Here is a 22,219-nt window from a genome sequence, read left to right on the forward strand (position 1 = left end):
GCGGTGCAGCAACAGCAACGGCGGCAGCACGAACACCACCAGCACCGGCTGATGGACGAACGCCAGCGCAGCGAGCCCGCCGAGACACAGCGTCGCCAGCTCGAAGGCGTTGTCCTCCCAGGTGCCGATGAGGTCCGCGGGCGAGCGGCTAGTCGTGTACAGGTAGATGCCCGTCGCTACGAGCACGACGTTCACCAGCTCAAAGACGGCTGCCGCCAGTACGAGCGCGAGGACGCCGTACGCAGTGTCGAGCCGCGCTTGATCCAGACCGCCGATGGTCAACACCGCAGACGCCGCGAAGCACGACAGCATCGCCCACGCGGTACTCGCCGCGAAGCGGTGTGCGGGCCGCGTACGCACGTGTCGCCACACTCGCAGCCACAAATGCAGATACAACACCAATGCCAGCAGCGCGACCCACGCCGGCGGAAGCAGGAAGGCACCGGCGAGGTACCAGACGGACGTGACGTTGATGTGCGTCTGGCCGCTCATCCACCGCCGCAGCCGCTCGATCCGGCGCGACATTTCGGCCTGCGCGATGCCGAGCCCGACGAGCACGCCGAACGAACTGAACTGCACCGGCCCGCCGAACCCGGTCGCCAGACCTGTCACCATCAGCGCCCCGGCGACGGCCTCGCACGCCATCGCGTAGCCGATCCACCGCCGCCGCGCGACCGCCCACATCGCCCAGCGCGGCGGCCAGCCGCGCCAGGCCGTCACCGCGCCGCGCACCCCGATGGGGACAGGTGCCTGCGTCACGGGCGCCCCCACGCGGTATTCGGCCTACGGAAGTTGCCCAGGGTAGCGGGTCCGCTCCGCGGCTAGCCGGACCGAGCGAAAACTCACCTGCGATCTGCCCACTGGGCACGCTCTGGGTAGCGCATGCGGGCAATCCCGGCACCGGTCAGCGACGGCGCAGCTTCCGCACGACGGCCAGCACGATCAGCAGCACGACCGCGCCCGCGGCCACCGGAGCCAGCCGCTTCGCGACGGACTGACCCGCGTAGTCGAGCAGGTCGATCGCCTCGGTCTCGCCGGTCGAACCGCCCGCCGGAACGCTCCGCAGGTGCGGCTTCTCGTCGGCGACCGCCTCGGCCGCGGGCTTTTCGGCAGCGACCGTTTTGTCCGCGGCGGCGTGCTTCCCCTTGGCCGCGGGCGCCTCAGCGACCTTCTCTTCCGTCTTCGCCGCCGGAACCTCTGTGACGGGGGCCTCCAGCGACGCCGCGAGGTTCCCCGCGAAGGTGTCGAGGATCTTGCCGCCCACCTCGGAGATCAGGCCGCGTCCGAACTGCGCCGGACGCCCGGTGATCGCCAGGTCGGTGGCCACCGCGCCGTGCGTGCCGCCGTCGCGCTCGGTGAGCGTGAGGGTGACCGTCGCGGCCGCCGTGCCGCCGCCGCGCGAGTCCTTGCCGGACGCCTTGATGACGACCTTGCGCGCTGCCTCGTCCTTCTCCAGAAACTCGCCAGTTCCCTTGTACAGCAGCGAAATCGGCCCCAGCTTGACCTTCACCGTGCCCGCGAAGGCGTCCCCCTCCACCTTGGTGAGCGAGGCGCCCGGCATGCACGGGGCGACCCGCTCCGGGTCGATGACGGCCTGCCAGACCTCCCCGATCGGGGCGGGGACGGTGAATTCGTGGTCGAGCCGCACGGGCCGACCTCCTCTCCTGCACACTGCTTCGAGCCGTTGCCGTCCACCTTACGGCCGTCTCCCGGGGAGCGTTGCGGTGAAGGACTCCTTGGGGGAATCAGATTCCCCCAAGGAGTCCTTCACCGCCGGTCGGCTCAGGCGCCCACCGCCGCCGCGACGGCACGCCCGGTCAGCACCCGCGCGAGATGCTGGCGGTATTCGACGTCGGAATTCCCGTCCGCGACCGGGCTGGTGCCCTCGGCCGCGTGCGCGGCGGCCGCCCGGATGGTCTCCGCGTTGGCCTGCGCGCCGAGCAACGCCTGCTCCACGCCGGTCGCCCGGACGGGTGTCGCGCCCATGTTCGTGAGCGCCACCCGGGCTTCCTCGATCACACCGCCCTCGGTGCGCACGGTGGCCGCCACCGCGCACATCGACCAGGCTTGGGCGACCCGGTTGAATTTCTCGTAGTGCGCCCGCCAGCCGGTGTGCTGGGGCAGCCGCACCTCGACGAGCAGTTCGTCCGGGGCGAGCGCGGTGGTGAAGTAGTCCTGGAAGAACTCCGCCGCGGACACCGTGCGCCGCCCGTTCGGTCCGGCCAGCACCAGCTCGCCGTCGAGCGCGAGCACCGGAGCCAGCAGGTCACCGGCCGGATCCGCGTGCGCGATCGCGCCGCCGAACGTGCCGCGGTGCCGCACCTGCGGGTCCGCCACCGTGTCGGTCGCCTCCTTCACCAGTGCGGCGTGCTCGGCGATCAACGGGTCGCGCTGGACCTCGTAATGCGTCGTCATCGCACCGACCACGAGCGCGTCGCCGTCCTCGCGCACTCCGCGCATTTCGGCGATTTTCCCGAGGTCGACCAGTGTGGTCGGCGCGGCGAGGCGCATCCGCAGCACCGGCAGCAGGCTCTGCCCGCCCGCCAGCACCTTGGCGTCCTCGCCCGCCGCGGCGAGCGCCTGCACGGCTTCGTCCACCGTGGACGGAGCGACGTAGTCGAACGGAGCCGGGATCACTGGGCACCTCCGGAAGCGTCGATCGAACCGAGACCGCCGCCGGCCTCGCCGCCGGGTCCGCCGGCATTCACGGCACCGCCCCGCACCGCGTTCCACACCCGCATCGGCGTGAGCGGCATTTCGATGTCGTTCACCCCGAACTGGCGCACCGCGTCGACCACCGCGTTGACCACGGCAGGCGTCGAAGCGATCGTGCCCGCTTCGCCGACTCCCTTGGCTCCCAACGGGTTCGTGGTCGACGGCGTTTCCGTACGGGCCGTGGTGAACGACGGCAGATCAGCCGCCGAGGGCAGCAGATAGTCGGCGAACGTGCCGGTGGTGAGTGTGCCGCTCTCGTCGTGCACGGCTTCCTCGAACAACGCCTGCGCGATGCCTTGGGCGAGCCCGCCGTGCACCTGGCCCTCCACGATCAGCGGGTTGACCACCTTGCCGACGTCGTCCACGCAGACGTACGAGCGCAGTTTCACCTGGCCCGTTTCAGTGTCCACTTCGGCCGCGCACAGGTGGGTGCCGTGCGGGAAGGAGAAGTTCTCCGGGTCGAAGGTGGCGTCGGAATCGAGCGACGGTTCGACGCCGTCCGGCAGGTTGTGCGCGGCGAACACGGCGAGCGCGATGTCCTGGATCGTCGTCGACGAATCCGTGCCCTTCACGGTGAACTTGCCGCCGGAGAACTCCAGGTCGTCCTCCGAACACTCCAGCAGATGCGCGGCGATCGGCTTCGCCTTCGCGACCACCTTCTCCGCCGCCTTGACGATCGCGATGCCGCCGACGACCAGCGAACGCGAACCGTAAGTGTCGAGACCCTTGTGCGAGGACTGCGTGTCGCCGTGCAGCACCTCGACGTCGTCGAAGGACACTCCCAGCTGGTCGGCCACGATCTGGCTCCACGCCGTCTCGTGCCCCTGGCCGTGCGCCGACGCACCCGTGGTCACCTCGACCTTGCCGGTCGGCAAGATCCGCAGCGACGCGTATTCCCAGCCGCCGGCGCCGTAATCGAGCGAACCCAGCACCCGCGACGGCGCGAGCCCGCACATCTCGGTGAACGTCGAAATCCCGATGCCGAGTTGCACCGGATCGTTTGCCTCGCGGCGCTGCTGCTGCTCGCGGCGCAGCGCGTCGTAGCCGAAGAGTTCCTTCGCCTTCTCGGTCGCGGCTTCGTAGTTGCCGGAGTCGTAGGTGAGCCCGCAGACCGTGGTGAACGGGAATTCCTCGTGCCTGATCCAGTTCTTTTCGCGCAGCTCCACCGGGTCCATGCCCAGCTCGTCGGCCAGCTCGTCCATGATCCGCTCGATCGCGAACGTCGCTTCCGGACGGCCGGCGCCGCGGTAGGCGTCGGTGAGCGTGGTCGTGGTGAACACGTTGGTGCAGGCGAAGTGGTAGGCCGGGATCTTGTAGATCGCGTTGAACATGAACGCGCCGAGGATCGGCACGCCCGGCCCGACGAGGCCGTTGTACGCGCCGAGGTTGGCGAGCAGTTCGACCTTGAGCCCGGTGACCGTGCCGTCGGCCTTCGCCGAGATCGTGATGTCCTGGATCTGGTCGCGGCCGTGGTGCGCGGCGAGCATCGTCTCGGACCGGGATTCGTTCCACTTCACCGGTGTGCCGAGCTTGTTCGCGACCAGCACGGCCATCATTTCCTCGGGCAGCACGCCGATCTTGCCGCCGAACCCGCCGCCGACGTCCGGCGCGATCACGCGCAGCTTGTGCTCGGGGATGCCGAGCGTCAGCGCGGACATCACGCGCAGGATGTGCGGCACCTGGGTGGCCGACCACATGGTCAGCTGCGCGCCGGTCGGGTCGACGACACACGCGCGCGGTTCCATGAACGCGGGCACCAGCCGCTGCTGGCGGAACCTCCGTTTCAGCACGATCTCCGAAGAGGACAGTGCTTCCTCGACGTTGCCGCCGGTTCCGGCCTCGGCCGAATCGAACACCCAGAGGGCGTTCTTGTTGCTGCCCAATTCCTCGTGCACGAGGGGCGCGTCTTCGGCGAGCGCCGCTTCCAGGTCGAGCACCGGCGGCAGGTCCTCGTATTCGACCTCGATCGTCTCGAGCGCGTCATGCGCTTCACTGGCCGACCGCGCGACCACCACCGCCACGCCCTCGCCGGCGAAATTCACCCGATCCGACGCCAGCACCGGACGTCGTGGCGCAGCCATGTCCGGCGTGATCGGCCACGCGCACGGCATGCCGATCGCACCCTCGGGATCGAGGTCGGCCGCGGTGTAAACGGCGACGACCCCCGCGGCCTCCTTCGCCGCGGACGTGTCGATCGAAACGATCTTCGCGTGCGCCAACGGACTCCGCAGCACCGCGAGATGCAGCATCCCCGGCAACGCGATGTTGTCCGTCCACCTGGTACGCCCGGTGATCAGCCGCTCGTCTTCCTTGCGGCGCCGGGACTTTCCTACTTCAGGCTCGATCGTGGCAGTCATCATTCACCGCCCACGCCGACGTGATCGGCTTGCTCGATCTTCTCGGCTTCCGGCCCCGCACCAGGACTCATGTGCTTCGCGGCGTCGCGAACCGCCTTCACGATGTTCTGGTAGCCAGTGCAGCGGCAAAGATTGCCTTCGAGCCCCTCGCGGACAGCCTGCTCGTCCGGGTCCGGGTTGTCCGCCAGCAGGTCGATGGACTGCATGATCATGCCCGGCGTGCAGAAACCGCACTGCAGCGCGTGATTGTCGTGGAAAGCCTGCTGGACCGGGTGCAACTGGCCGTCGCGGGCCAACCCCTCGACAGTGGTGACCTCGCATCCGTCGGCCTGCACAGCGAGAACGGAACAGGATTTCACGCTGTGCCCGTCGAGATGGACGGTGCACGCGCCGCAGTTGCTGGTGTCGCACCCGACGACGGTGCCCACCTTCCCGACGCGTTCCCGTAAGTAGTGGACGAGCAGGGTGCGCGGCTCGACGTCATCGGTGTATTTCGTGCCGTCGACAGTGACGGTGATGCGCATCAAAGGCCTCCAAGTGCAAATGCCCGCCAGCCCCGGCGGAGGCAGCGGGCCGGTTCGGGAACGGCCAAGGCGCGATCGTGATCGGCCTCACAGCCGAGCGTGCTACGCCTTTCCCGCGCGGACAAGTCCTGATGTCGCACGTCGCTGTGGCGGTTCCGCAGATGCGGTTTTGCTGTTCTTTTCGAGGCGCAGATGCGTGAAACCGGACGGGTGATTTTTCGGTGGGCGGATCTTCCCGAGGGGACGCGGTTTCGAGTCGGGGGTTCACCGGGTTTCTTTGCTGGACGGCGTTTTCGCGGCGGATCGCACTGCTTGGGAGGGTCGTCGCGGCACAGCTGTCTGGGTCTCGCCCTGAACGGTTCGGCGCGGTGCCGCGCTTCCGGCCAGCTTGTGTCCCCGGCGGCACCCGCTGCCCGGAGCACGGCCTCCCAGCACCCGGAGCCGCCAGGCACCGGACTCCGGACCCGGCTACACCTCGCACGTCAGCCAGATGCCAGCGTCACCGGACACCGGGTCTCAAGCCGAACAGCACCTGCCGCGCAGGCCGCGCGAAGCACCGGCAGGTCCCGGACTCCGGACCGAACAGCACTCGGATTCCCAGCCCAGCTCCGCACCCGTCCAGCCCGCCGAGTGCCGCCGGCCGCCGGAGCGAGCCCGCGCGCAAGACTCGGCTGCCCCGGCCAACGCCGCCGAAGCCAGGCAGCAGCCGGATCCCCGGCTCCGCACCTGTCCAGCCCGCCAACCGCCGGAAGCCAGTCCGCGCGAGACTCGACTACCCCGCCCAAGCCAGGCAGCACCCGAACTCTTGCCCGCACCAGCCAGGCAGCACCCGAACCCTCGCCCGCACCAGCCAGGCAGCACCCGAACCCTCGCCCGCACCAGCCGCCGAGCCCGGCCCGCAAACGCTTGCCAGGGTCTCAGCTCGGCCGCCCGGTCAGCTGTGAATCCGCCCGCTCAACGCCGCCAGCCGCCGCCCGGTGCCGCTCCAGCGCAGCGCGATGATCTCCGCCGCGATCGACACGGCCGTCTCCTCCGGCGTGCGCGCGCCGAGGTCGAGGCCGATCGGCGACGACAGGTGTTCCAGCTCGCCCTCGGTGATCCCCGCCTCGCGAAGCCGCGCGAACCGGTCGTCGTGCGTCTTGCGGGACCCCATCGCGCCGACGTACCCGACGTCGAGCCGCAGCGCGACCTCCAGCAGCGGCACGTCGAACTTCGGATCGTGCGTGAGGACCGCGATCGCCGTCCGCGCGTCGATCCGGCCCGCATCGGCCTCGGCCTTCAGGTAGCGGTGCGGCCAGTCGACGACCACTTCGTGCGCCTCCGGGAACCGGCTGCTGGTCGCGAACACCGGACGCGCGTCGCAGACCGTCACCTGGTACCCGAGATAAGCACCCATCCGTGCCATTGCGGCGGCGAAGTCGATGGCCCCGAACACCAGCAGTCGCGGCGGCGGCTCGAAGGAGTTCACGAAAACAGCCATGCCTTCGCCGCGACGCTGCCCGTCCGGTCCGTAATGGAGCGTCCCGGTGCGTCCAGCGGCAAGAAGCCCGCGCGCGTCGTCCGCGACGGCATCGTCCATCCGGGACGAGCCAAGGGACCCCTCGACCCGGTCCGGCCACACGATCATGTGCTCGCCGACCAGTCCCGGCGTCTCGTGCTCCACGATCGTGACGACCGCGACCGGCTCGCCGCCGCGCACCGATTCGACGACGCGCCCCAGCTCCGGCATCGATGCGCGGTCCACCGGCTCGACGTAGATGTCGATGATGCCGCCGCAGGTCAGCCCGACTGCGAAGGCGTCGTCGTCGCTGACGCCGTAGCGCTGCAAAACCGGCTTCCGCTCGGCGACGACCTCGTTGGCCAGCTCGTACACCGCGCCTTCGACGCAGCCGCCGGACACGCTCCCGACGACCGTGCCGTCCGGCGCGACCATCATCGACGCGCCCGGTGCCCGCGGGGCCGACGAAAACGTGGCCACCACGGTGCCGAGCCCGACCGTTTCGCCCGCCTGCCAGCGGCGGTACACGTCGTCCAGTACGTCACGCATCGGCAATCTCCCCGAGGAGTCGTTCCAACGTCGCCAGGCTGTGCCCGGCCAGCAACCGGTCGATGTGCGGCAGGGCGGCCACGATGCCGGATTGGACCGGAGCATAACCCTCATGCCCTGCGTGCGGATTCACCCAGAATACGGCGTGCGCGAGCCGGCGCAGCCTGCCGAGCTGCTCGGCCAGCAGGCTGACGTCGCCGCGCTCCCACCCGTCGGAGAACACGGTGACTACCGCGCGTCGCGCGAACCCGCGCTGGCCCCACCGGTCGAGAAACACCCGCAGCGTCTCGCCAAGTCGTGTCCCGCCAGCGAAATCGGGCACCGCGGTACCAGCGGCGAGCATCGCCTGCTCCGGATCGCGCTGCCGGAGCTGACGGGACACCCGCGTCATCCGAGTACCCAGCGTAAACACCTCGACCGACATCGGAGCGGCCCGCGCGACGACGTGCGCGAACCGCAGCAACGCGTCGGCATACGGGCTCATGGAGCCGGAAACGTCGATCAGCAAGACGACTTTCCGCGCCCGCGTCGCCCGTCGACGATGCGCCAGCCGGACAGGCTCGCCACCGGACGCGAGCATGGCCCGCAAAGTCCGCGCCGGGTCAAGCGCACCACGATGCGCGGGCATCCGCCGCGCCGCCCGCCGCCGGGGCAGGACTGGACGCAGCGTCGCGAGCAACTCCCGCAAGTGCGCCCGCTCAGCTTTGGTCAGCTCGGCGAGATCGCGATGCCGGAGAACCTCATGATCACTGGCCGCGACCCGCAGCGTGTCGCGAGATTCCTGGGTGCTGTCCCCGTCCCCGGCCGCCGCGACAAGCGGAGCGATCCGGGCTTGCTTCCGCACCGGAGTCCCCGGCGTCGCCTTCGGACTGTCATCGCCTTCGAACCACCGCGCGAAGGCTTCCTCGTACCGAGGCAGGTCGTCGGGATCGGAGCAGAGCGTCAACCGCCCGACCCAGTACAGCTGCGCCGGCCGGGCGACATCGACCTTCGCCACCGCGCACAGGTAAGCCTGCACCCGCCGCGCGTCACAGGCGACGCCCGCCTCCCGCAATGCCGCCGCGAACCCCGCATAGCCAGCAAGCGGGTCAGCGACTTCGGTGTTCATGTCGCCCATTGTGACCCCAACACCGGAAACCGCGCCGCGACAGCCGATCCCGCCTGATTCGGACGCCCTTCACCCACTCCGGCGGCGACCGGTTCAGCCCCCCTGAGCCGCGGTTGTCCGGCCGCGGGCTGCGGGTTGCCTGCCGCGATCTTGGCGCGCAGAGGTTCTTTGGCGAGGTCTCGGCCGGGTTCTCGGCCGAACGGACGCTCTGGGGCGAATTCTTGGGCGCGCGAAAGTTCCGGCTTGAGCTGCTCCAGCTCGCCAGCGTTCCTCCGCACCGCCATTCCAGTGTGAACCGCGTCAGCCCCGCAGATGTTCCGGCTTGCGCCAACTCGCCGCTGCGCGCGAGCTGCGCACAGCTCCATCCATCTGAACCGTCGCCAACCCAATTCCGCCCGCGCCAAAGCCCGCGGATACCCCGCGGCCGTTGCCAGGCCCATACCGCGCCAAGGCTTCCCGACGCTTCTGCCCGCCAGCCAAACGCCGTACCGCGCCAAGGCTTCCCGACGCTTCCGTCCGCCAGCCAAACGCCGCACCGCGCCAAGGCTTCCCGACGCTTCCGTCCGCCAGCCAACCCCCGCACCGCGCCAAGGCTTCCCGACGCTTCCGTCCGCCAGCCAACCCCCGCACCGCGCCAAGGCTTCCGGACGTCTCCCTCCGCCAGCCACACCCGCGCCGCGTTCCCGGGCATGTCGTTCAGCTCGGCCAGTCAGCCCGCCGCCGAGCGAAACTCCCCAAGGCCCCACCCACACCGCCCATGTCATCGGCCCATGTCATCGGCGAAGGGCGGCCGCGCACGCCGTCCCGCCTCCGGGACAGCGTGCGCGGACCGTGGTTGCGCGCGGCGGCCAGCCTCGGTAGCGCAAGGCGGGCGCGCGGAACCTTCAGGAAAGAACGGAACTCAGCGGACAGCCAGGAGGGCAGTCCGGACGAAGTCGGTCACGAGCCCTCCTTCCGGCACAGTCGCAGTCACAAAACCAGGCATAAAATCAATGAAGTCGGCGAAGTCATCCGGTGCTGCTTCAAGCATGCCCGATCCCGCGCCCCGCCGCAACGGAATTACCCAACAGTCCACATTGGACGCAAAATCAAGAGAACAACGTGTCCAGCTTCGCCCGCACCCGATCGAGATCCTCGCTGTACTTGAGCACCGCACCCAGAGTCCGCGCGGCCGTCGCGGCGTCCAGTTCGTCGCGCTGGAGCGCGAGCAAAGCCCTTGCCCAGTCGAGAGATTCGGCGACACCCGGCGGCTTGAGAAGGTCCATCGCCCGCAGGCGGTGCACCGCGTCGGCGATCTGCCGGGCGAGCGTCTCGCCGATCCCCGGCAGCCGGCGGCGCAGGATGCTGATCTCCCGAGCCAGGTCCGGATGTTCGAGCCAGTGGTATAGGCACCGGCGCTTGAGCGCGTCGTGCACCTCGCGAGTCCGGTTGGACGTCAGCACGACCAGCGGCGGCTGCTCCGCACGCACTTCGCCGTACTCCGGGATCGTGACGGCGTACTCGTCCAGCAACTGCAGGAGGAACGCCTCGAACTCATCGTCAGCGCGATCGATCTCGTCCACCAGCAGCACACACGGCGTCGTAGTGAGCGCCTGCAGCAGCGGTCGCGCAAGCAGGAAACGCTCCGTGTACAGCGAACGCTCGGCAGTTTCCGCGTCGAGCCGTCCACTGTCTGCCGCTTCGAGAGCGCGCAGGTGCAACAGCTGGCGGGGGAAGTCCCACTCGTAGAGCGCCTGCGCGGCGTCGATGCCCTCGTGACACTGAAGCCGCACCAACGGCCACTTCAACGCCTCGGACAAGGCAAGTGCCAGCGAGGTCTTCCCGGTGCCCGGCTCGCCCTCGCAGAAGAGCGGACGCTGCATCTGCGTCGCGAGAAATCCCGCGGTGGCCAGCCCCTCGTCGGCGAGGTAGCCGGTGGTGTCGAGGGCGGCCGCGAGCGCTTCGGGCGAGGCAAGGGACTCTGTCACGCCCCCGATCGTAGATCCGAGACCGCCTAGTTCGCCGTTCACCGCCTCGCGGAACCCTCGCGCAGAGGAATCTCATCCAAATCCAGCGACGCACGCTTCCCTGACCAAACAAGCTCCGTCGGCGACCCCACGTAGCCAGGCCCGCCGCAGACACTCAGCTGGCCACGCACCCCAGCACCGTTCATCGCCGCTCCGCACCAGGCCCGGCCAGATCCCCAGGCCGATCGACATCGCTGCCGCTCCCGAGGTCACCGCACTCGACCAGCCGCACATCAGCACGCCCGCGCAACCAGTCCCGCGCCCCGTGGTCACCGTGCGCCGAACTCGCGATCTCGCCCCACCAGCGCCGTCCGAACAGCACCGGATGTCCCGGAACCCCCTGGTACGCGGCCCGGACGACGGCGTCTCCGGAAGCCTCCCCGACGATCCGCGCGAGCGCCGCGGCCGGCACCCACGGCAGATCCACCAGGTGCACGAGCACCGCCACCGCCGACTCCCCCGCCAGCGATTCGAGCCCGGCCTTCAGCGACTCGCCCATCCCGTCCTGCCACCGCGCGGCGGGCACCGCGGCCACGTCCGGCGGCAACAGCTGCCGGACCTGCTCAGCCGATGCTCCGACGACCACCCGCACCGAGGCGCATCCGGCCTCGGCCAGGTTCCGGACCGCCCGCTGGACCAGCGGCTCACCGTCGTATTCGACCAGCGCTTTGGGCCCGCCGAACCGCCGCCCCGCCCCGGCGGCGAGCAGCAGTCCGGCAACCGCTTCCGGCATCGGCACTCCTCAGCCCTGGATCGCTCGGCCGGGCGCGACCGCGGCGAGCTCTGCCGAGACGGCAGCTGCGGTCTCAAGCAACGGCGGAACGAACTGGGTCCGGACGGTCTCCACCGGCGTCCGGCTCGCATGCGTCGAGATGTTCACCGCGGCGACCGCGCGCCCCGCCCGGTTGCGGATCGGCGCGGCGACCGAGCGCAGGCCCTCTTCGAGCTCCTGGTCGACCATCGCCCAGCCCTGTTCCCGGACCTTGGCCAGCTCGGCTTCGAGCGCGGTGCGGTGGGTGAGCGTGTGCGGGGTCAACCGGTCGAGGTCGGCGACGATGAAGTAGGCGTTCAGTTCGGTCCGGTCCATGTCGGCGAGCAGCACGTGCCCCATCGACGTGGCGTGTGCGGGGAACCGCGTGCCGACGTTGATGCTCACCGTCATGATCCGCGACACCGCGACGCGCGCGACGTACACGATGTCGGCGATCTCCAGCACCGACACCGAACTCGACTCGCGCACCTCCGCCGACAGCCGTTCCAGGTGCGGTTGCGAGATCTCGGCCAGGCTCAGGCTGGACAGATAGGCGTAGCCGAGTTCCAGCACGCGCGCGGTGAGCGAGAAGTACTTGCCGTCGGTGCGGACGTAGCCGAGGTCCACGAGCGTCAGCAGGAACCGGCGTGCGGCCGCGCGGGTCAATCCGGTGACGCGTGCGACGTCGCTGAGCGTCGGATGCGGGGCCTCGGCGCTGAACGCCTTGATCACCGCCAGTCCGCGTTCCAGCGACTGCACGTGGTGCGCGCCGCGTTCGGCCTGGTCGTCGGATTCCATGCGGCGAAGCCTATCCGGCCGGCGGCTGGGCGGTGGGTTCTCCCAGCTCCGCGAGGACGCGCTGGGCGATCCCGATCGCCGTGTTCGCCGCAGGCACCCCCGCGTACACGCCGGTGTGCAGCAGGACTTCGCGGATCTCGTCGGCGGTGAGCCCGTTGCGCACCGCCGCGCGGACGTGCATCGCCAGTTCGTCGTGGCAGTGCAGCGCGGTGAGCGCGGCCAGGGTGATGCAGCTGCGAGTTCGCCGGTCGAGGCCGTCCCGCGTCCACACCGAACCCCACGCCGCTTCGGTGATGTACTCCTGGAACGGCTCGCTGAACTCGGTGGTCCGCGCGGCCGCCCGGTCGACGTGCTCGTCGCCGAGCACCTCGCGGCGCACCCGCATACCCGCCTCGTAGCGGTCTCCGGTCACTGCTCCTCCGTGATCCGCGCGAGGATCAGCCGGGTGAATTCATCCGGCTGTTCGTAGCTGCCCAGGTGCGCGGCGGAGGCGACGACCTCGAGCCGGGCGCCGGGGATCCCGTCCGCGATGACCCGCCCGTGCGGCTCGGCGGGCGTCGACGGGTCGTCGGCACCGGCGATCACCAGTGTCGGGACGGAGATCTTCGGCAGGTCGCCGGTGAGGTCCATCCGCTCGATCACCTCGCAGCATCCGGCGTATCCCTCGTCGGGCTGGCCCGCGACCATCTCGCGCAGGTACGCGATCTGGTCCGGATGCGCCTGCGCGAAGTCCGGCGTGACCCAGCGCCCGACGCTGGCTTCCGCGACCGTCCCCGTGCCCTCGGCTCGCACGAGGCGCGCGCGATCGGCCCACATCTCGGGCGGTCCGAGCAGCGCTGACGTGCAGCACAGCGTGAGGCTCGACAATCGCTGGGCGGCGTGCGCACCGAGCCACATCCCGGTCATCCCGCCGAGCGACAGGCCGACGAAATGCGCGCGCTCGACGCCGAGGTCGTCGAGCAGCCCCAGCACGTCGCCGCCCAGATCGGCCAGATCGTAGGGCCCCGGCGGAACCGGCGACGACCCGTGGCCGCGCGTGTCGTACCGGACCACGCGAAACCCGCGTTCGGTCAGCGGCGCGACCTGCGGCTCCCACATCCGGTGGTCGCTGCCGATCGAGTTGGAGAACACCACCACCGGACCCGCCGCCGGGCCTTCGACGACCCGGTGCACCCGGACACTGCTCACGCTTGAACCTCCACCATGGACACGGCCGGTCAGACCGCGAAGAACACCGTCTCGCCTTCGCCTTGCAACCGCACGTCGAACCGGTAACCGGAACCGTCCTTCTTGGCCAGCAGCGTGTCCCGCCGCTCCTCGGGAACGCTCGCCAGCACGGCGTCGCCGGCGTTGTCCTGGTCCTCGAAGTACACGCGCGTGACGACCCGGTTCAGCAGCCCGCGAGCGAAGACCGACACGTCGATGTGCCGTGCCTGCGGAGCCCCGGACGCGTCCGGCACGATCCCGGGCAGCAGGGTCAGAATCCGGTACTGACCCTGGTCGTCGGTGGGACACCGGCCGAATCCGCGGAACGCGTCGGCGGGCTTGCCGCGCGGATCGTCGGGGTGGTCGAACCCGCCGTCCGGACCGGCCTGCCACGTCTCGATCATCGCGTCGGGAACCGGGTTGCCCGCGCCGTCGTACACCCCGCCGCGGATCCACACCGCGCCTTCGGCGCCTTCCGGGACCACGAACGGCCCGTCGTCCCACGGCAGCCCGATGGACAGGTACGGCCCGACGGTCTGCGAAGGCGTGCCTTCCAGCCTCACTCGTCCTCCTCCTCGTCCTCGAACACCGACTGTTCCCGCCCGCGCACCACGATGTCGAACTGGAACGCCAGCGCCCATTCCTCCTCGGTGCGGTCGAGATCGAACCGGGAGATCATCCGCTGCCGCGCCTTCTCGTCCGGAACGGAGTTGAAGATCGGGTCCTGCGAGAACAGCGGGTCGTCCGGGAAGTACATCTGCGTGACGAGCCGCTGGGTGAACGCCGAACCGAACACCGAGAAGTGGATGTGCGCGGGACGCCAGGCGTTGTCGTGGTTCTTCCACGGGTACGCGCCGGGCTTGATGGTGGTGAATTCGTAGCGCCCGTCGTCGTCGGCCAGCGTGCGGCCGAGCCCGTCGAAGTTCGGGTCGAGCGGGGACGGCCAGCGGTCGCCGGTGTGCCGGTAGCGGCCGCCCGCGTTGGCCTGCCAGATCTCCACCAGCGAGTTGCGGATCGGCCGCCCGTCGCCGTCGAGAAGCCTGCCGGTGACGATGATCCGCTGGCCCTGCGGCTCGCCCGCGTGCTGGCGGGTGAGGTCGTTGTCGAGTTCGCCGAGCCGTCCCGGGCCGAGCAGCGGTCCGGTGACCTCGGTGAGCATCTGCGGCAGCAGGACCAGCGGCTGCGTCGGATGCCGCAACGCGGTGGAACGGTACGGCGCGTAGTCGAGCGGCGGGTGGGTGCCGTCCGGGTCGGGCCGGTACTGCGGCAGGCGCCGGTCGGTCGGTGTGGCCACGATGCCTCCCCTTTCTCAGCGATTCTCGAGCACGACAGCGAGACCCTGGCCGACGCCGATGCAGATCGCCGCGAGGCCCCAGCGACCGCCAGTGCGGCGGAGCTGATGCGCCAGCGTGCCGATGATCCGGCCGCCGGACGCGCCGAGCGGATGCCCGATCGCGATGGCACCGCCGTTGACGTTGACGATCTCCGGATCCAGCTTCGACCATTCTTTCAGGCAGGCCAGCGATTGCGCCGCGAACGCCTCGTTGAGTTCCACCGCGGCGAGATCGTCCCAGCCGATGCCCGCCCGTTCGAGCGCGATCTCCGCCGCACGCACCGGGCCGATGCCGAACACGTCCGGATCGACCCCCGCGGCACCGCGGCCGGCGATGCGGGCCAGCGGGGTCTTGCCGAGCCGCTCGGCCGCGGCCGCGTCGCCGAGCAGCAACGCCGACGCACCGTCGTTCAGCGGTGACGCGTTGCCCGCTGTGACGGTGCCGTTTTCCTTGCGGAACACGGTTTTCAGCTTCGCGAGCTTCTCGGGCGAGGAGTCCGGCCGGATGCCCTCGTCCCGGGTCAGCTCGACGCCTTCGACCGGAACCACGTGGTCGTCGTAGAAGCCCTCGTCCCACGCCCGTGCGGCGTTCACGTGGCTGCGCGCGGCGAACGCGTCCTGCTCGTCCCGGCCGATGCCGTAGCGCTCGGCGAGCAGTTCGGTGGACTCGCCGAGGGAAACGGTCCACTGCGACGGCATCGCCGGGTTGACCATCCGCCAGCCGAGTGCCGTGTTGTACAGCGTCTGGTTGCCGGCCGGGAAAGCCTTGTCCGGCTTCGGTATCACCAGCGGCGAGCGGCTCATCGACTCGACGCCGCCCGCGACCACCAGCGAGGCGTCGCCGACCTGGATCGCCCGGCTCGCCTGCATGGTCGCCTCGACACCGGACCCGCACAGCCGGTTCACTGTCGCGCCGGGCACCGACGTCGGCCAGCCAGCGAGAAGCGCGGCCATCCGCGCCACGTTGCGGTTGTCCTCGCCCGCGCCGTTGGCGTCGCCGAGCAGTACTTCGTCCACAGTGGACGGATCGAGCCCGTTGCGCTCGGCCAGCGCGCGCAGGACACCCGCGGCCAGGTCGTCTGGTCGCACTCCGGAGAGCGCGCCGCCGTAGCGCCCGAAGGGAGTGCGGATCGCGTCGAGTACGTAAGCGTCGCTCATTCGCCGGCCTTCTTCAGCTCACGGAGCAGGGTCAGTTCGCGTTCGGTGGGTGCGGGGGTGGTCTTGAGGTCCGCAGCCGCCTTCAGTGTCCACCCCGTCGCTGCCACAGCCTGTTCCAGCTCGATCCCGGGATGCAACTCAGTGAGCGTGAGTTCCGCGGTTTCCGGGTCAGGCCGCATCAGTCCGAGGTCGGTGACCACGAGCGTCGGCCCGGCGCCGCGCAGGCCGAGCCGTTCGCGGTCGCCGCGCCCGGAGCCGTGGCCGAACGACGTCACGAAGTCGACCTTGTCCACGAACGTCCGCCTGCTTTGCCGCAGCACGACGAACACTTCCTTGCAGGACGCGGCGATCTCCGGCGCCCCGCCCGCGCCGGGCAGGCGCACCTTCGGATCGTGGTAGTCGGAGCCGATGACCGTGGTGTTGATGTTGCCGAACTTGTCGAGCTGCGCCGCGCCGAGGAACCCGACGTCGATCCGGCCGGGCTGCAGCCAGTAGTTGAACACCTCGGGCACGCTGACCACCGCGTCGGCGGTGTCCGCCAGCTCGCCGTCGCCGATCGACAGCGGCAGCCTGCCGGGTTTCGCGCCGAGACAACCCGATTCGTAGATCAGCGTGAGGTTCGGGGCGTGCGTGCGACGGGCCAGATTCGCCGCCGTGCTCGGCAAACCGATCCCGACGAAGCACGACATGCCCTCGCCGAGCGCGCGGGCCGCGGCGATGCTCATCATCTCGTCGGCGGTGTACTCGCTCATGCCTTCACCCCGGTCAGGTCGCTCAGCCACTTGGCGAATTCCTCACGGTCCCGCCCGATCTCGTCCCACGCCTGGTACGCCGCGTTGTCCCGTTCGTAGTACCCAGCGGCGTACGAGGGCGCAGCGCCGCGCGGCACCTCGGCCACCGCGGTGACCGCCCAGGACGGAAGCACCAGCGCGCCCGGCCGGGGCTCCAGCTCGTCGACGACCTCTTCGACGGTGACCAGCGACCGCTTCGCCGCGAGCACCGCTTCCTTCTGCACACCCGCGATGCCCCACAACTGGACGTTGCCCGCCCGGTCGGCGCGCTGCGCGTGGACGATCGTGACGTCCGGATTCAGCGCGGGCACCGCGGTGAGCTGCTCGCCGGTGAACGGGCAGGTGATCGGCTTGATCGTCTCCGTCTGCGCGGGCAGATCGGTGCCGGTGTAACCGCGCAGCACGGCGAACGGGAGCCCGGAAGCGCCTGCGACATAACGGTTCGCCATGCCCGCGTGACTGTGCTCCTCGATCTCCAGCGGCGCCGGCCACGAGTGCTGCACCGCGTCGCGGAACCGGTGCAGCGAGCCGACTCCGGGGTTGCCGCCCCACGAGAAGATCAGCTTGCTCGCACAGCCCGCGCCGATGAGCTGGTCGTAGACGATGTCCGGCGTCATCCGCACGAGCGTGAGGTTCCGCCTGCCCTGACGGATGATCTCGTGCCCGGCCGCCACGGGAATGAGGTGCGTGAAGCCCTCGAGAGCGACGGTGTCTCCGTCGTGCACCAGCTCGGCGACCGCCTCGCCGAGCGACAGCACCCTTGCCATCACGAGCCCTTCCGTCTGGATCTTCCTGATTCCGCCGTTCCGTGCTAGCGTGTTCGCATAGCGCACAGAAGTTCTATATGAGAACATAGCACGATCCGGCCGCCGGCGGGAGTGCCAACGGGTGAAGCGGAGGTCCGGAGAGACGGCACAAGACAACGCGAGGTTTACGGCTTCAAGGGAAGTGAGGTGATGGGATAAGACAACACGGTGCGCTAGGAGTCGGCGAACGGGTTTCGCGGCGGCACAGGGCGGCACAAGCCGGCGGCAGACCGGAATTTCGTTGCGTGGTACCGCAATGCGGAATTCGGGCACTGCCGACGTCAGCGGCGTCCTGTCGCGGTTGGACGCTCCGTCGCAGCTCAGGCGGGTGTCCGGCGGTGAGCGCGCCGCGAACCTCGCTCGGGCGCCGCGGTCGGCATTAGGCTGCTCGGCATGCCGAAGATCGCTGTCACCCGCTGGATCCCGGACGAAGCCGTGCAGGTGCTCGGCGAAGCAGGCGAAGTCGAAATCTCGCCGGAGGACCGGCCGCTCACGCCCGAGGAACTGCGGAAGTTCGTCGCCGGATCGGCCGCGGTGGTGTCGATGCTGCACGACCGGATCGACGGCTCAGTCGCGGACGCGGCGGGTCCCGGACTGAAGGTCGTCGCGAACGTCGCGGTGGGCTACGACAACGTGGAGGTCAGTGCACTGGCCGAGCGCGGGGTCGTGGTCGCCAACACGCCAGGCGTGCTCACCGACGCCACCGCGGATCTCGCGTTCGGATTGCTGCTGGCCGTCTCGCGGCGGCTCGGCGAAGGCGAACGGTTGCTGCGCGCGCGGCAGCCGTGGTCGTTCCACCTCGGCTTCCTGCTCGGGTCCGGACTGCAGGGCAAGACGCTCGGCATCGTCGGGCTCGGGCAGATCGGCCGCGCGGTGGCGAGGCGGGCGGCGGCGTTCGGGATGCGGGTCGTCTACTCCGGACGGTCGGCGAAACCGGACTTCGACGGCGAGTTCGTCTCGTTCGACGAGCTGCTGCGACGTTCCGACTTCGTGTCGCTGCACTGTCCGCTGACTCCCGGGACCCGGCACCTCGTCGACGCGGACGCCTTGCGGGCCATGAAACCGGGTGCGTACCTGGTGAACACCACGCGCGGTCCGGTCGTCGACGAATCGGCGCTGGCCGACGCGCTCGAAGCCGGTGAGATCGCGGGCGCGGCGCTGGACGTGTTCGAGAAAGAGCCGGACGTCGAGCCTCGGTTGCTGGAGCGCGACGACGTGGTGCTGACGCCGCACCTCGGATCAGCGACGGTGGAAACGCGTACAGCGATGGCGGTGCTGGCCGCACGCAACGTCGTCTCGGTGCTCGCCGGAGCCAAGCCGCTGACGGAGGTGGGCCGATGACCCGGGTCGTGATCGCACCGGACAAGTTCAAAGGAAGCCTGACCGCGGTCGAGGTGACGGAAGCGATCGCGTACGGCGTGCGCGACGCGTTGCCGGATGCCGAGATCTCCGAATGCCCAGTCGCCGACGGCGGCGAAGGGACGCTGGAGGTGCTTGAGAACGCGGGCGGCTCCATGGTGCGGTTGCCGGTGCGCGGTCCGCTGGCCGAACCGGTCGAGGCCCGGTACGTGCTGCTCGACGGCACGGCCTACGTCGAATCGGCGCGGGCGTGCGGGATCGAGTTCGTGACGCCGAGCCGGGAAGTCGCGCTGGCCGCGCACACGTGGGGCGTCGGCGAGCTGCTGAACGACGCGCTCACCCGCGGCGCACGGCGGCTCGTGCTGACCGTCGGCGGCACCGCGAGCACCGACGGCGGTGCCGGGATGCTGGCTGCACTGGATGCCGAGGTCCTCGACGCGTCCGGTGCGCCGGTTGGTCTCGGCGGCGGGTCGCTGACGCAAGTCGCTCGCGTCGAACTGGGTCCGATGCGGGAGCGGCTGGGCGCAGTGCCGGTCGTGGTCGCGACGGACGTGACGAACCCGCTGCTCGGCGCGAACGGGGCGGCGGCGGTGTTCGGTCCGCAAAAGGGCGCCGCTCCAGACGATGTCCACGCGCTAGACGAAGGTCTTTCGCACTGGGCTAAGGCGCTTGTGCGGGCTGGCGCACCGGATGTCTCCGACCTCCCCGGAGCCGGGGCCGGCGGAGGTGTCGCGGCGGGAGCGATCGCGGGGTTCGGCGCGACGGTCGAGTCCGGCTTCGACCTGATCGCCGCCTTGACCGGCGTCGACACCGCGTTGACCGGCGCGGACCTGGTGATCACCGGAGAGGGCTCGCTGGACGAACAATCGCTGTCCGGGAAGGCCCCGGCGGGGATCGCGGCTCGCGCCAGCCGGACGGGCGTCCCCCTGCTGGTGCTCGCCGGACGGATCCAGCTGGACGCGGACGCGCTGGCCGGTTTGGGAGTCGTGGGCAGCAGCGCGCTGATCGACCACGCGCCGTCGCTGGACTATGCCCGCTCCCGCGCCGCGGAACTGCTGCGCGAACGGGCCGGAGTGCTAGTGCGGGACTGGCTGCGCACCAGATAGCGGAACGCTCCCGCGCTCAACCGCGGGAGCGTTCAGCACAACAACGCAGCCACGCCGTCGTCTGGACGACCCGTGTCTCGGGCGACAGCCATCCAGGCAACTCGCCGGTCCCGGACGTCTTGAGACATCCGGAGACACCGGCGAACGGCGCACGGGATCAGCGGACGGACACCGCCGCGCGAACCCCGTGGCCGGGAGCTTGCTTGCGCAGCCCGTCAGGCGGACTGCTGCTGCGGCAGGACGGCGAAGGCGACGTCGCCGGTGTCGTCCTGCTGAACGTCGAGAACCTTGTCGTCGAGCAACGCCGCTGCCTGCGGCTCGAGGAAGACCTTGGCTCCGCCGTCGGCACCGACGATGCGGTCGCCGTCCTCCGGGGCCGGGGCTACCGACAGCGCCAACTGAGCGCCGTCGCCTTCCATGCTCTGCAGCGCGAAGCGCAGGCCGCTCTCGTCGGATTCACTGCCTTGCTCAGCGGTCAACGCGGTGATCGCCTCGGCGGCGGCTTCGGTAACGGTCAGCATCTTTCGGCCTTCCCTTTGTCGCAGTCGGATGCGCGCGGTCGGTTGCAGGGTGGTTTTTCACGCTAAAGGCGGCACGACGGTCGCGCAGTGTGAGCGCGAGGCCGTTTACCGCGACGATGGAACTGTCACAAACACGTTTGAAATCAGGATCTTCGGGCCATGGCCGACCGGATCGCGTCGGCGACCGTGCCGCCCCCGTGGTCGACCCGTTCGCCCTGTCCGGGCACCGGGGGCCAGCCGTCCCCGGCCGGGCCGAGCGGCCCCAGTTCGGAATCGCCTCCGGCGGCTTCTCCACTGGCGTCGACCGGCGGCCGGACCTCCGGCTCGTCCCCCGCACGCTGGCTTTCCCAGACCTCGCCAGAAGCTGCCGCGACCATGGAGCCGGGCGCGCGAAACGGGTCGACACGAGAGCCGTCCGCGCCGGGCGCTCGACCCTCGCGGGGAGTGTCGTCACCGGGATCGCTCACGGGCACCTCCCGAAAGTCCGGATTGTTCGTGGTGAGCTACCCGAGGCGACATCGAGTGAAACGGGCCGAACGGCTGTCGCCGGAATCACAGGGTTTCCTTCGGTCTGCCAGGGCGTCAGCGGGCGAAGCGGAGCTAGCGTCAGCACTATGACCACCACCAGGTGGAAGCCGCGTGGCCGGATCGGTCTCCGCCCCCGGCGCACGACCAGCGACGACCCGCGCGGCGATGACGCGCAGCCGGAGTTCCGCACGCTCGGCGAGACTCCGAGCCACCGCTCTCCGGACGCCGACGAGGCCGCCGGCCAGCGTCGAGCGGTCGAAAATGACCTGTCCGCGCTCGCCGACGGGATCGGCACTCGCCGCGATCTGCCGGACTCCGGCGCCAACCGCCGCGTGGAGAACACCCGTCGCCCCTCAACGGCTAATCCGAGCGCTGAGCGCCAGGGAACGACTGATCGCGACGCTGACCAGCCGCCGTCGAAGCCCGAAGACAACAGCCCTCGTGCGGCTAACTCAAGCTCCGATCGCCGCGAAAGGGCAACTGCCTCTGCGCCAGTCCTCGGGGTCGAGGTTGTCAGCCACGACCGCACCAATCGCCTCAAGGCGACAACCAGCGACGACAAGCTGCTGCCGCCAAAAAACACCGGTCGTCACTCAGCGGCAACTACGAGCGATCGCCGCCTTCAGCCGGCAACCAGTGACGCCGACCTGCCGCGATCGGAAGCCAGCAGCGAGCGTTCCAGCCGTCGCGCAGTGGCGAATCCGGGCGGCGTTCACCATGCAACACCACCTGACGACACCGAACCCCAACAACCGGAAGGCAACAGCGAGCCCGCCATTGGCCACTCAACGGCGAACACTCGGGCCGATCGCGGTGAAGCCGTAACCGGAAACCGCAAACCGCGGCGAGCGAAGGCCGCCCGTCAGCGCTCCAGGGCCGCCACGAGTGCCCTTCGCCGTGAAACGGCAACCGACTACACCGAACAGTTGCGACCGGAGACCAGCGACCAGCACCCCGGTCAGCGCTCGGAGGCCACCACGAGTGTCCCTCGCCGTGAAACGGCAACCGACTACACCGAACAGTTGCGACCGGAGACCAGCGACGAACACACCAGTCGCCGCTCAACGGCGAATCCGCGCCAGCCATGTCATGAAGCGGCGAGCGC

At 69.9% G+C, this 22,219-nt stretch carries 20 protein-coding genes and 1 pseudogene; 2 read left to right on the top strand and 19 right to left on the bottom strand.

All coding sequences use genetic code 11. The features are described from left to right. The 17 genes and pseudogenes from A4R44_RS51070 to A4R44_RS33045 all read right to left on the bottom strand — a co-directional run. Window positions 1-684 (bottom strand): annotated as a pseudogene (locus A4R44_RS51070) (GGDEF domain-containing protein); the annotation flags it as partial. A 220-nt stretch (window positions 685-904) separates the two neighbouring features. Further along, complete coding sequence (locus A4R44_RS32970; RefSeq protein WP_067589309.1) at window positions 905-1,648, bottom strand: SRPBCC family protein; 744 nt, start codon at window positions 1,646-1,648, stop codon at window positions 905-907. Between the two features lie 134 nt (window positions 1,649-1,782). Then, on the bottom strand, window positions 1,783-2,637 hold the full coding sequence (locus tag A4R44_RS32975; RefSeq protein ID WP_067589312.1) for a xanthine dehydrogenase family protein subunit M: 855 nt from the start codon (window positions 2,635-2,637) through the stop codon (window positions 1,783-1,785). Beyond that, entirely contained in the window at window positions 2,634-5,072 is a 2,439-nt protein-coding gene (locus A4R44_RS32980; protein WP_067589313.1) for a xanthine dehydrogenase family protein molybdopterin-binding subunit, read from the bottom strand. The genes A4R44_RS32975 and A4R44_RS32980 overlap by 4 nt, the downstream gene beginning before the upstream one ends. Continuing rightward, window positions 5,072-5,596: a (2Fe-2S)-binding protein gene (locus A4R44_RS32985; protein ID WP_067589314.1), complete on the bottom strand. Its 525-nt coding sequence runs from the start codon at window positions 5,594-5,596 to the stop codon at window positions 5,072-5,074. The genes A4R44_RS32980 and A4R44_RS32985 overlap by 1 nt, the downstream gene beginning before the upstream one ends. A gap of 934 nt (window positions 5,597-6,530) precedes the next feature. Continuing rightward, window positions 6,531-7,643 carry an XdhC/CoxI family protein gene (locus A4R44_RS32990; protein WP_067589315.1) on the bottom strand — a complete coding sequence of 371 codons (1,113 nt, stop codon included), beginning with the start codon at window positions 7,641-7,643 and terminating at the stop codon, window positions 6,531-6,533. Further along, a complete protein-coding gene (locus A4R44_RS32995) occupies window positions 7,636-8,751 on the bottom strand; it encodes a VWA domain-containing protein (protein ID WP_067589521.1) in 1,116 nt (371 codons plus the stop codon). The genes A4R44_RS32990 and A4R44_RS32995 overlap by 8 nt, the downstream gene beginning before the upstream one ends. Window positions 8,752-9,839: 1,088 nt before the next feature. Beyond that, window positions 9,840-10,718 (bottom strand): MoxR family ATPase, encoded by an 879-nt coding sequence (locus A4R44_RS33000; RefSeq protein WP_067589317.1) that lies wholly within the window; start codon window positions 10,716-10,718, stop codon window positions 9,840-9,842. A gap of 181 nt (window positions 10,719-10,899) precedes the next feature. Then, window positions 10,900-11,490, bottom strand: a complete 591-nt coding sequence (locus A4R44_RS33005; RefSeq protein ID WP_067589318.1) for an NTP transferase domain-containing protein — start codon at window positions 11,488-11,490, stop codon at window positions 10,900-10,902. Between the two features lie 9 nt (window positions 11,491-11,499). After that, on the bottom strand, window positions 11,500-12,306 hold the full coding sequence (locus tag A4R44_RS33010; protein ID WP_067589320.1) for an IclR family transcriptional regulator C-terminal domain-containing protein: 807 nt from the start codon (window positions 12,304-12,306) through the stop codon (window positions 11,500-11,502). Window positions 12,307-12,316: 10 nt separating this feature from the next. Then, complete coding sequence (gene pcaC / locus A4R44_RS33015; RefSeq protein WP_067589322.1) at window positions 12,317-12,718, bottom strand: 4-carboxymuconolactone decarboxylase; 402 nt, start codon at window positions 12,716-12,718, stop codon at window positions 12,317-12,319. Beyond that, window positions 12,715-13,494 (bottom strand): 3-oxoadipate enol-lactonase, encoded by a 780-nt coding sequence (pcaD, locus tag A4R44_RS33020; RefSeq protein WP_067589324.1) that lies wholly within the window; start codon window positions 13,492-13,494, stop codon window positions 12,715-12,717. Before pcaD ends, pcaC begins: the two co-directional genes overlap by 4 nt. 29 nt (window positions 13,495-13,523) lie before the next feature. Beyond that, entirely contained in the window at window positions 13,524-14,075 is a 552-nt protein-coding gene (gene pcaG / locus A4R44_RS33025) for a protocatechuate 3,4-dioxygenase subunit alpha (RefSeq protein ID WP_067589326.1), read from the bottom strand. Beyond that, window positions 14,072-14,806 carry a protocatechuate 3,4-dioxygenase subunit beta gene (gene pcaH, locus A4R44_RS33030; protein WP_067589328.1) on the bottom strand — a complete coding sequence of 245 codons (735 nt, stop codon included), beginning with the start codon at window positions 14,804-14,806 and terminating at the stop codon, window positions 14,072-14,074. Before pcaH ends, pcaG begins: the two co-directional genes overlap by 4 nt. Window positions 14,807-14,821: 15 nt before the next feature. Then, complete coding sequence (locus A4R44_RS33035) at window positions 14,822-16,003, bottom strand: thiolase family protein (protein ID WP_067589330.1); 1,182 nt, start codon at window positions 16,001-16,003, stop codon at window positions 14,822-14,824. After that, on the bottom strand, window positions 16,000-16,755 hold the full coding sequence (locus A4R44_RS33040) for a CoA-transferase subunit beta (RefSeq protein ID WP_067589333.1): 756 nt from the start codon (window positions 16,753-16,755) through the stop codon (window positions 16,000-16,002). The genes A4R44_RS33035 and A4R44_RS33040 overlap by 4 nt, the downstream gene beginning before the upstream one ends. Continuing rightward, window positions 16,752-17,561: a CoA transferase subunit A gene (locus tag A4R44_RS33045; protein WP_067589524.1), complete on the bottom strand. Its 810-nt coding sequence runs from the start codon at window positions 17,559-17,561 to the stop codon at window positions 16,752-16,754. The genes A4R44_RS33040 and A4R44_RS33045 overlap by 4 nt, the downstream gene beginning before the upstream one ends. 432 nt (window positions 17,562-17,993) lie before the next feature. Between A4R44_RS33045 and A4R44_RS33050 the strand changes: the two genes are divergently transcribed. Continuing rightward, window positions 17,994-18,941: a D-glycerate dehydrogenase gene (locus A4R44_RS33050; RefSeq protein ID WP_067589335.1), complete on the top strand. Its 948-nt coding sequence runs from the start codon at window positions 17,994-17,996 to the stop codon at window positions 18,939-18,941. Continuing rightward, window positions 18,938-20,065, top strand: a complete 1,128-nt coding sequence (locus A4R44_RS33055) for a glycerate kinase (protein WP_067589337.1) — start codon at window positions 18,938-18,940, stop codon at window positions 20,063-20,065. Before A4R44_RS33050 ends, A4R44_RS33055 begins: the two co-directional genes overlap by 4 nt. Window positions 20,066-20,280: 215 nt before the next feature. On the opposite strand, the gene A4R44_RS33060 is transcribed toward A4R44_RS33055, so the two are convergent. Continuing rightward, window positions 20,281-20,586 (bottom strand): iron-sulfur cluster biosynthesis protein, encoded by a 306-nt coding sequence (locus A4R44_RS33060; RefSeq protein ID WP_067589341.1) that lies wholly within the window; start codon window positions 20,584-20,586, stop codon window positions 20,281-20,283. 143 nt (window positions 20,587-20,729) lie between these two features. Continuing rightward, window positions 20,730-21,053 carry a hypothetical protein gene (locus tag A4R44_RS33065; RefSeq protein ID WP_157905063.1) on the bottom strand — a complete coding sequence of 108 codons (324 nt, stop codon included), beginning with the start codon at window positions 21,051-21,053 and terminating at the stop codon, window positions 20,730-20,732. Window positions 21,054-22,219 lie beyond the last annotated feature (1,166 nt).

Source organism: Amycolatopsis sp. M39 (assembly GCF_001651785.1).
Classification (GTDB): domain Bacteria; phylum Actinomycetota; class Actinomycetes; order Mycobacteriales; family Pseudonocardiaceae; genus Amycolatopsis; species Amycolatopsis rubida.

Excerpts from the sequence above, each read along its gene's own strand:
- A4R44_RS32985 (WP_067589314.1), bottom strand. The coding sequence starts at position 5,596 with ATGCGCATCACCGTCACTGTCGACGGCACGAAATACACCGATGACGTC.
- A4R44_RS33050 (WP_067589335.1), top strand. The coding sequence starts at position 17,994 with ATGCCGAAGATCGCTGTCACCCGCTGGATCCCGGACGAAGCCGTGCAG.
- A4R44_RS33060 (WP_067589341.1), bottom strand. The coding sequence starts at position 20,586 with ATGCTGACCGTTACCGAAGCCGCCGCCGAGGCGATCACCGCGTTGACC.
- A4R44_RS33035 (WP_067589330.1), bottom strand. The coding sequence starts at position 16,003 with ATGAGCGACGCTTACGTACTCGACGCGATCCGCACTCCCTTCGGGCGC.
- A4R44_RS33045 (WP_067589524.1), bottom strand. The coding sequence starts at position 17,561 with ATGGCAAGGGTGCTGTCGCTCGGCGAGGCGGTCGCCGAGCTGGTGCAC.
- A4R44_RS33005 (WP_067589318.1), bottom strand. The coding sequence starts at position 11,490 with ATGCCGGAAGCGGTTGCCGGACTGCTGCTCGCCGCCGGGGCGGGGCGG.
- A4R44_RS33040 (WP_067589333.1), bottom strand. The coding sequence starts at position 16,755 with ATGAGCGAGTACACCGCCGACGAGATGATGAGCATCGCCGCGGCCCGC.
- A4R44_RS32995 (WP_067589521.1), bottom strand. The coding sequence starts at position 8,751 with ATGAACACCGAAGTCGCTGACCCGCTTGCTGGCTATGCGGGGTTCGCG.
- A4R44_RS32990 (WP_067589315.1), bottom strand. The coding sequence starts at position 7,643 with ATGCGTGACGTACTGGACGACGTGTACCGCCGCTGGCAGGCGGGCGAA.
- A4R44_RS33010 (WP_067589320.1), bottom strand. The coding sequence starts at position 12,306 with ATGGAATCCGACGACCAGGCCGAACGCGGCGCGCACCACGTGCAGTCG.
- A4R44_RS33055 (WP_067589337.1), top strand. The coding sequence starts at position 18,938 with ATGACCCGGGTCGTGATCGCACCGGACAAGTTCAAAGGAAGCCTGACC.
- A4R44_RS32980 (WP_067589313.1), bottom strand. The coding sequence starts at position 5,072 with ATGACTGCCACGATCGAGCCTGAAGTAGGAAAGTCCCGGCGCCGCAAG.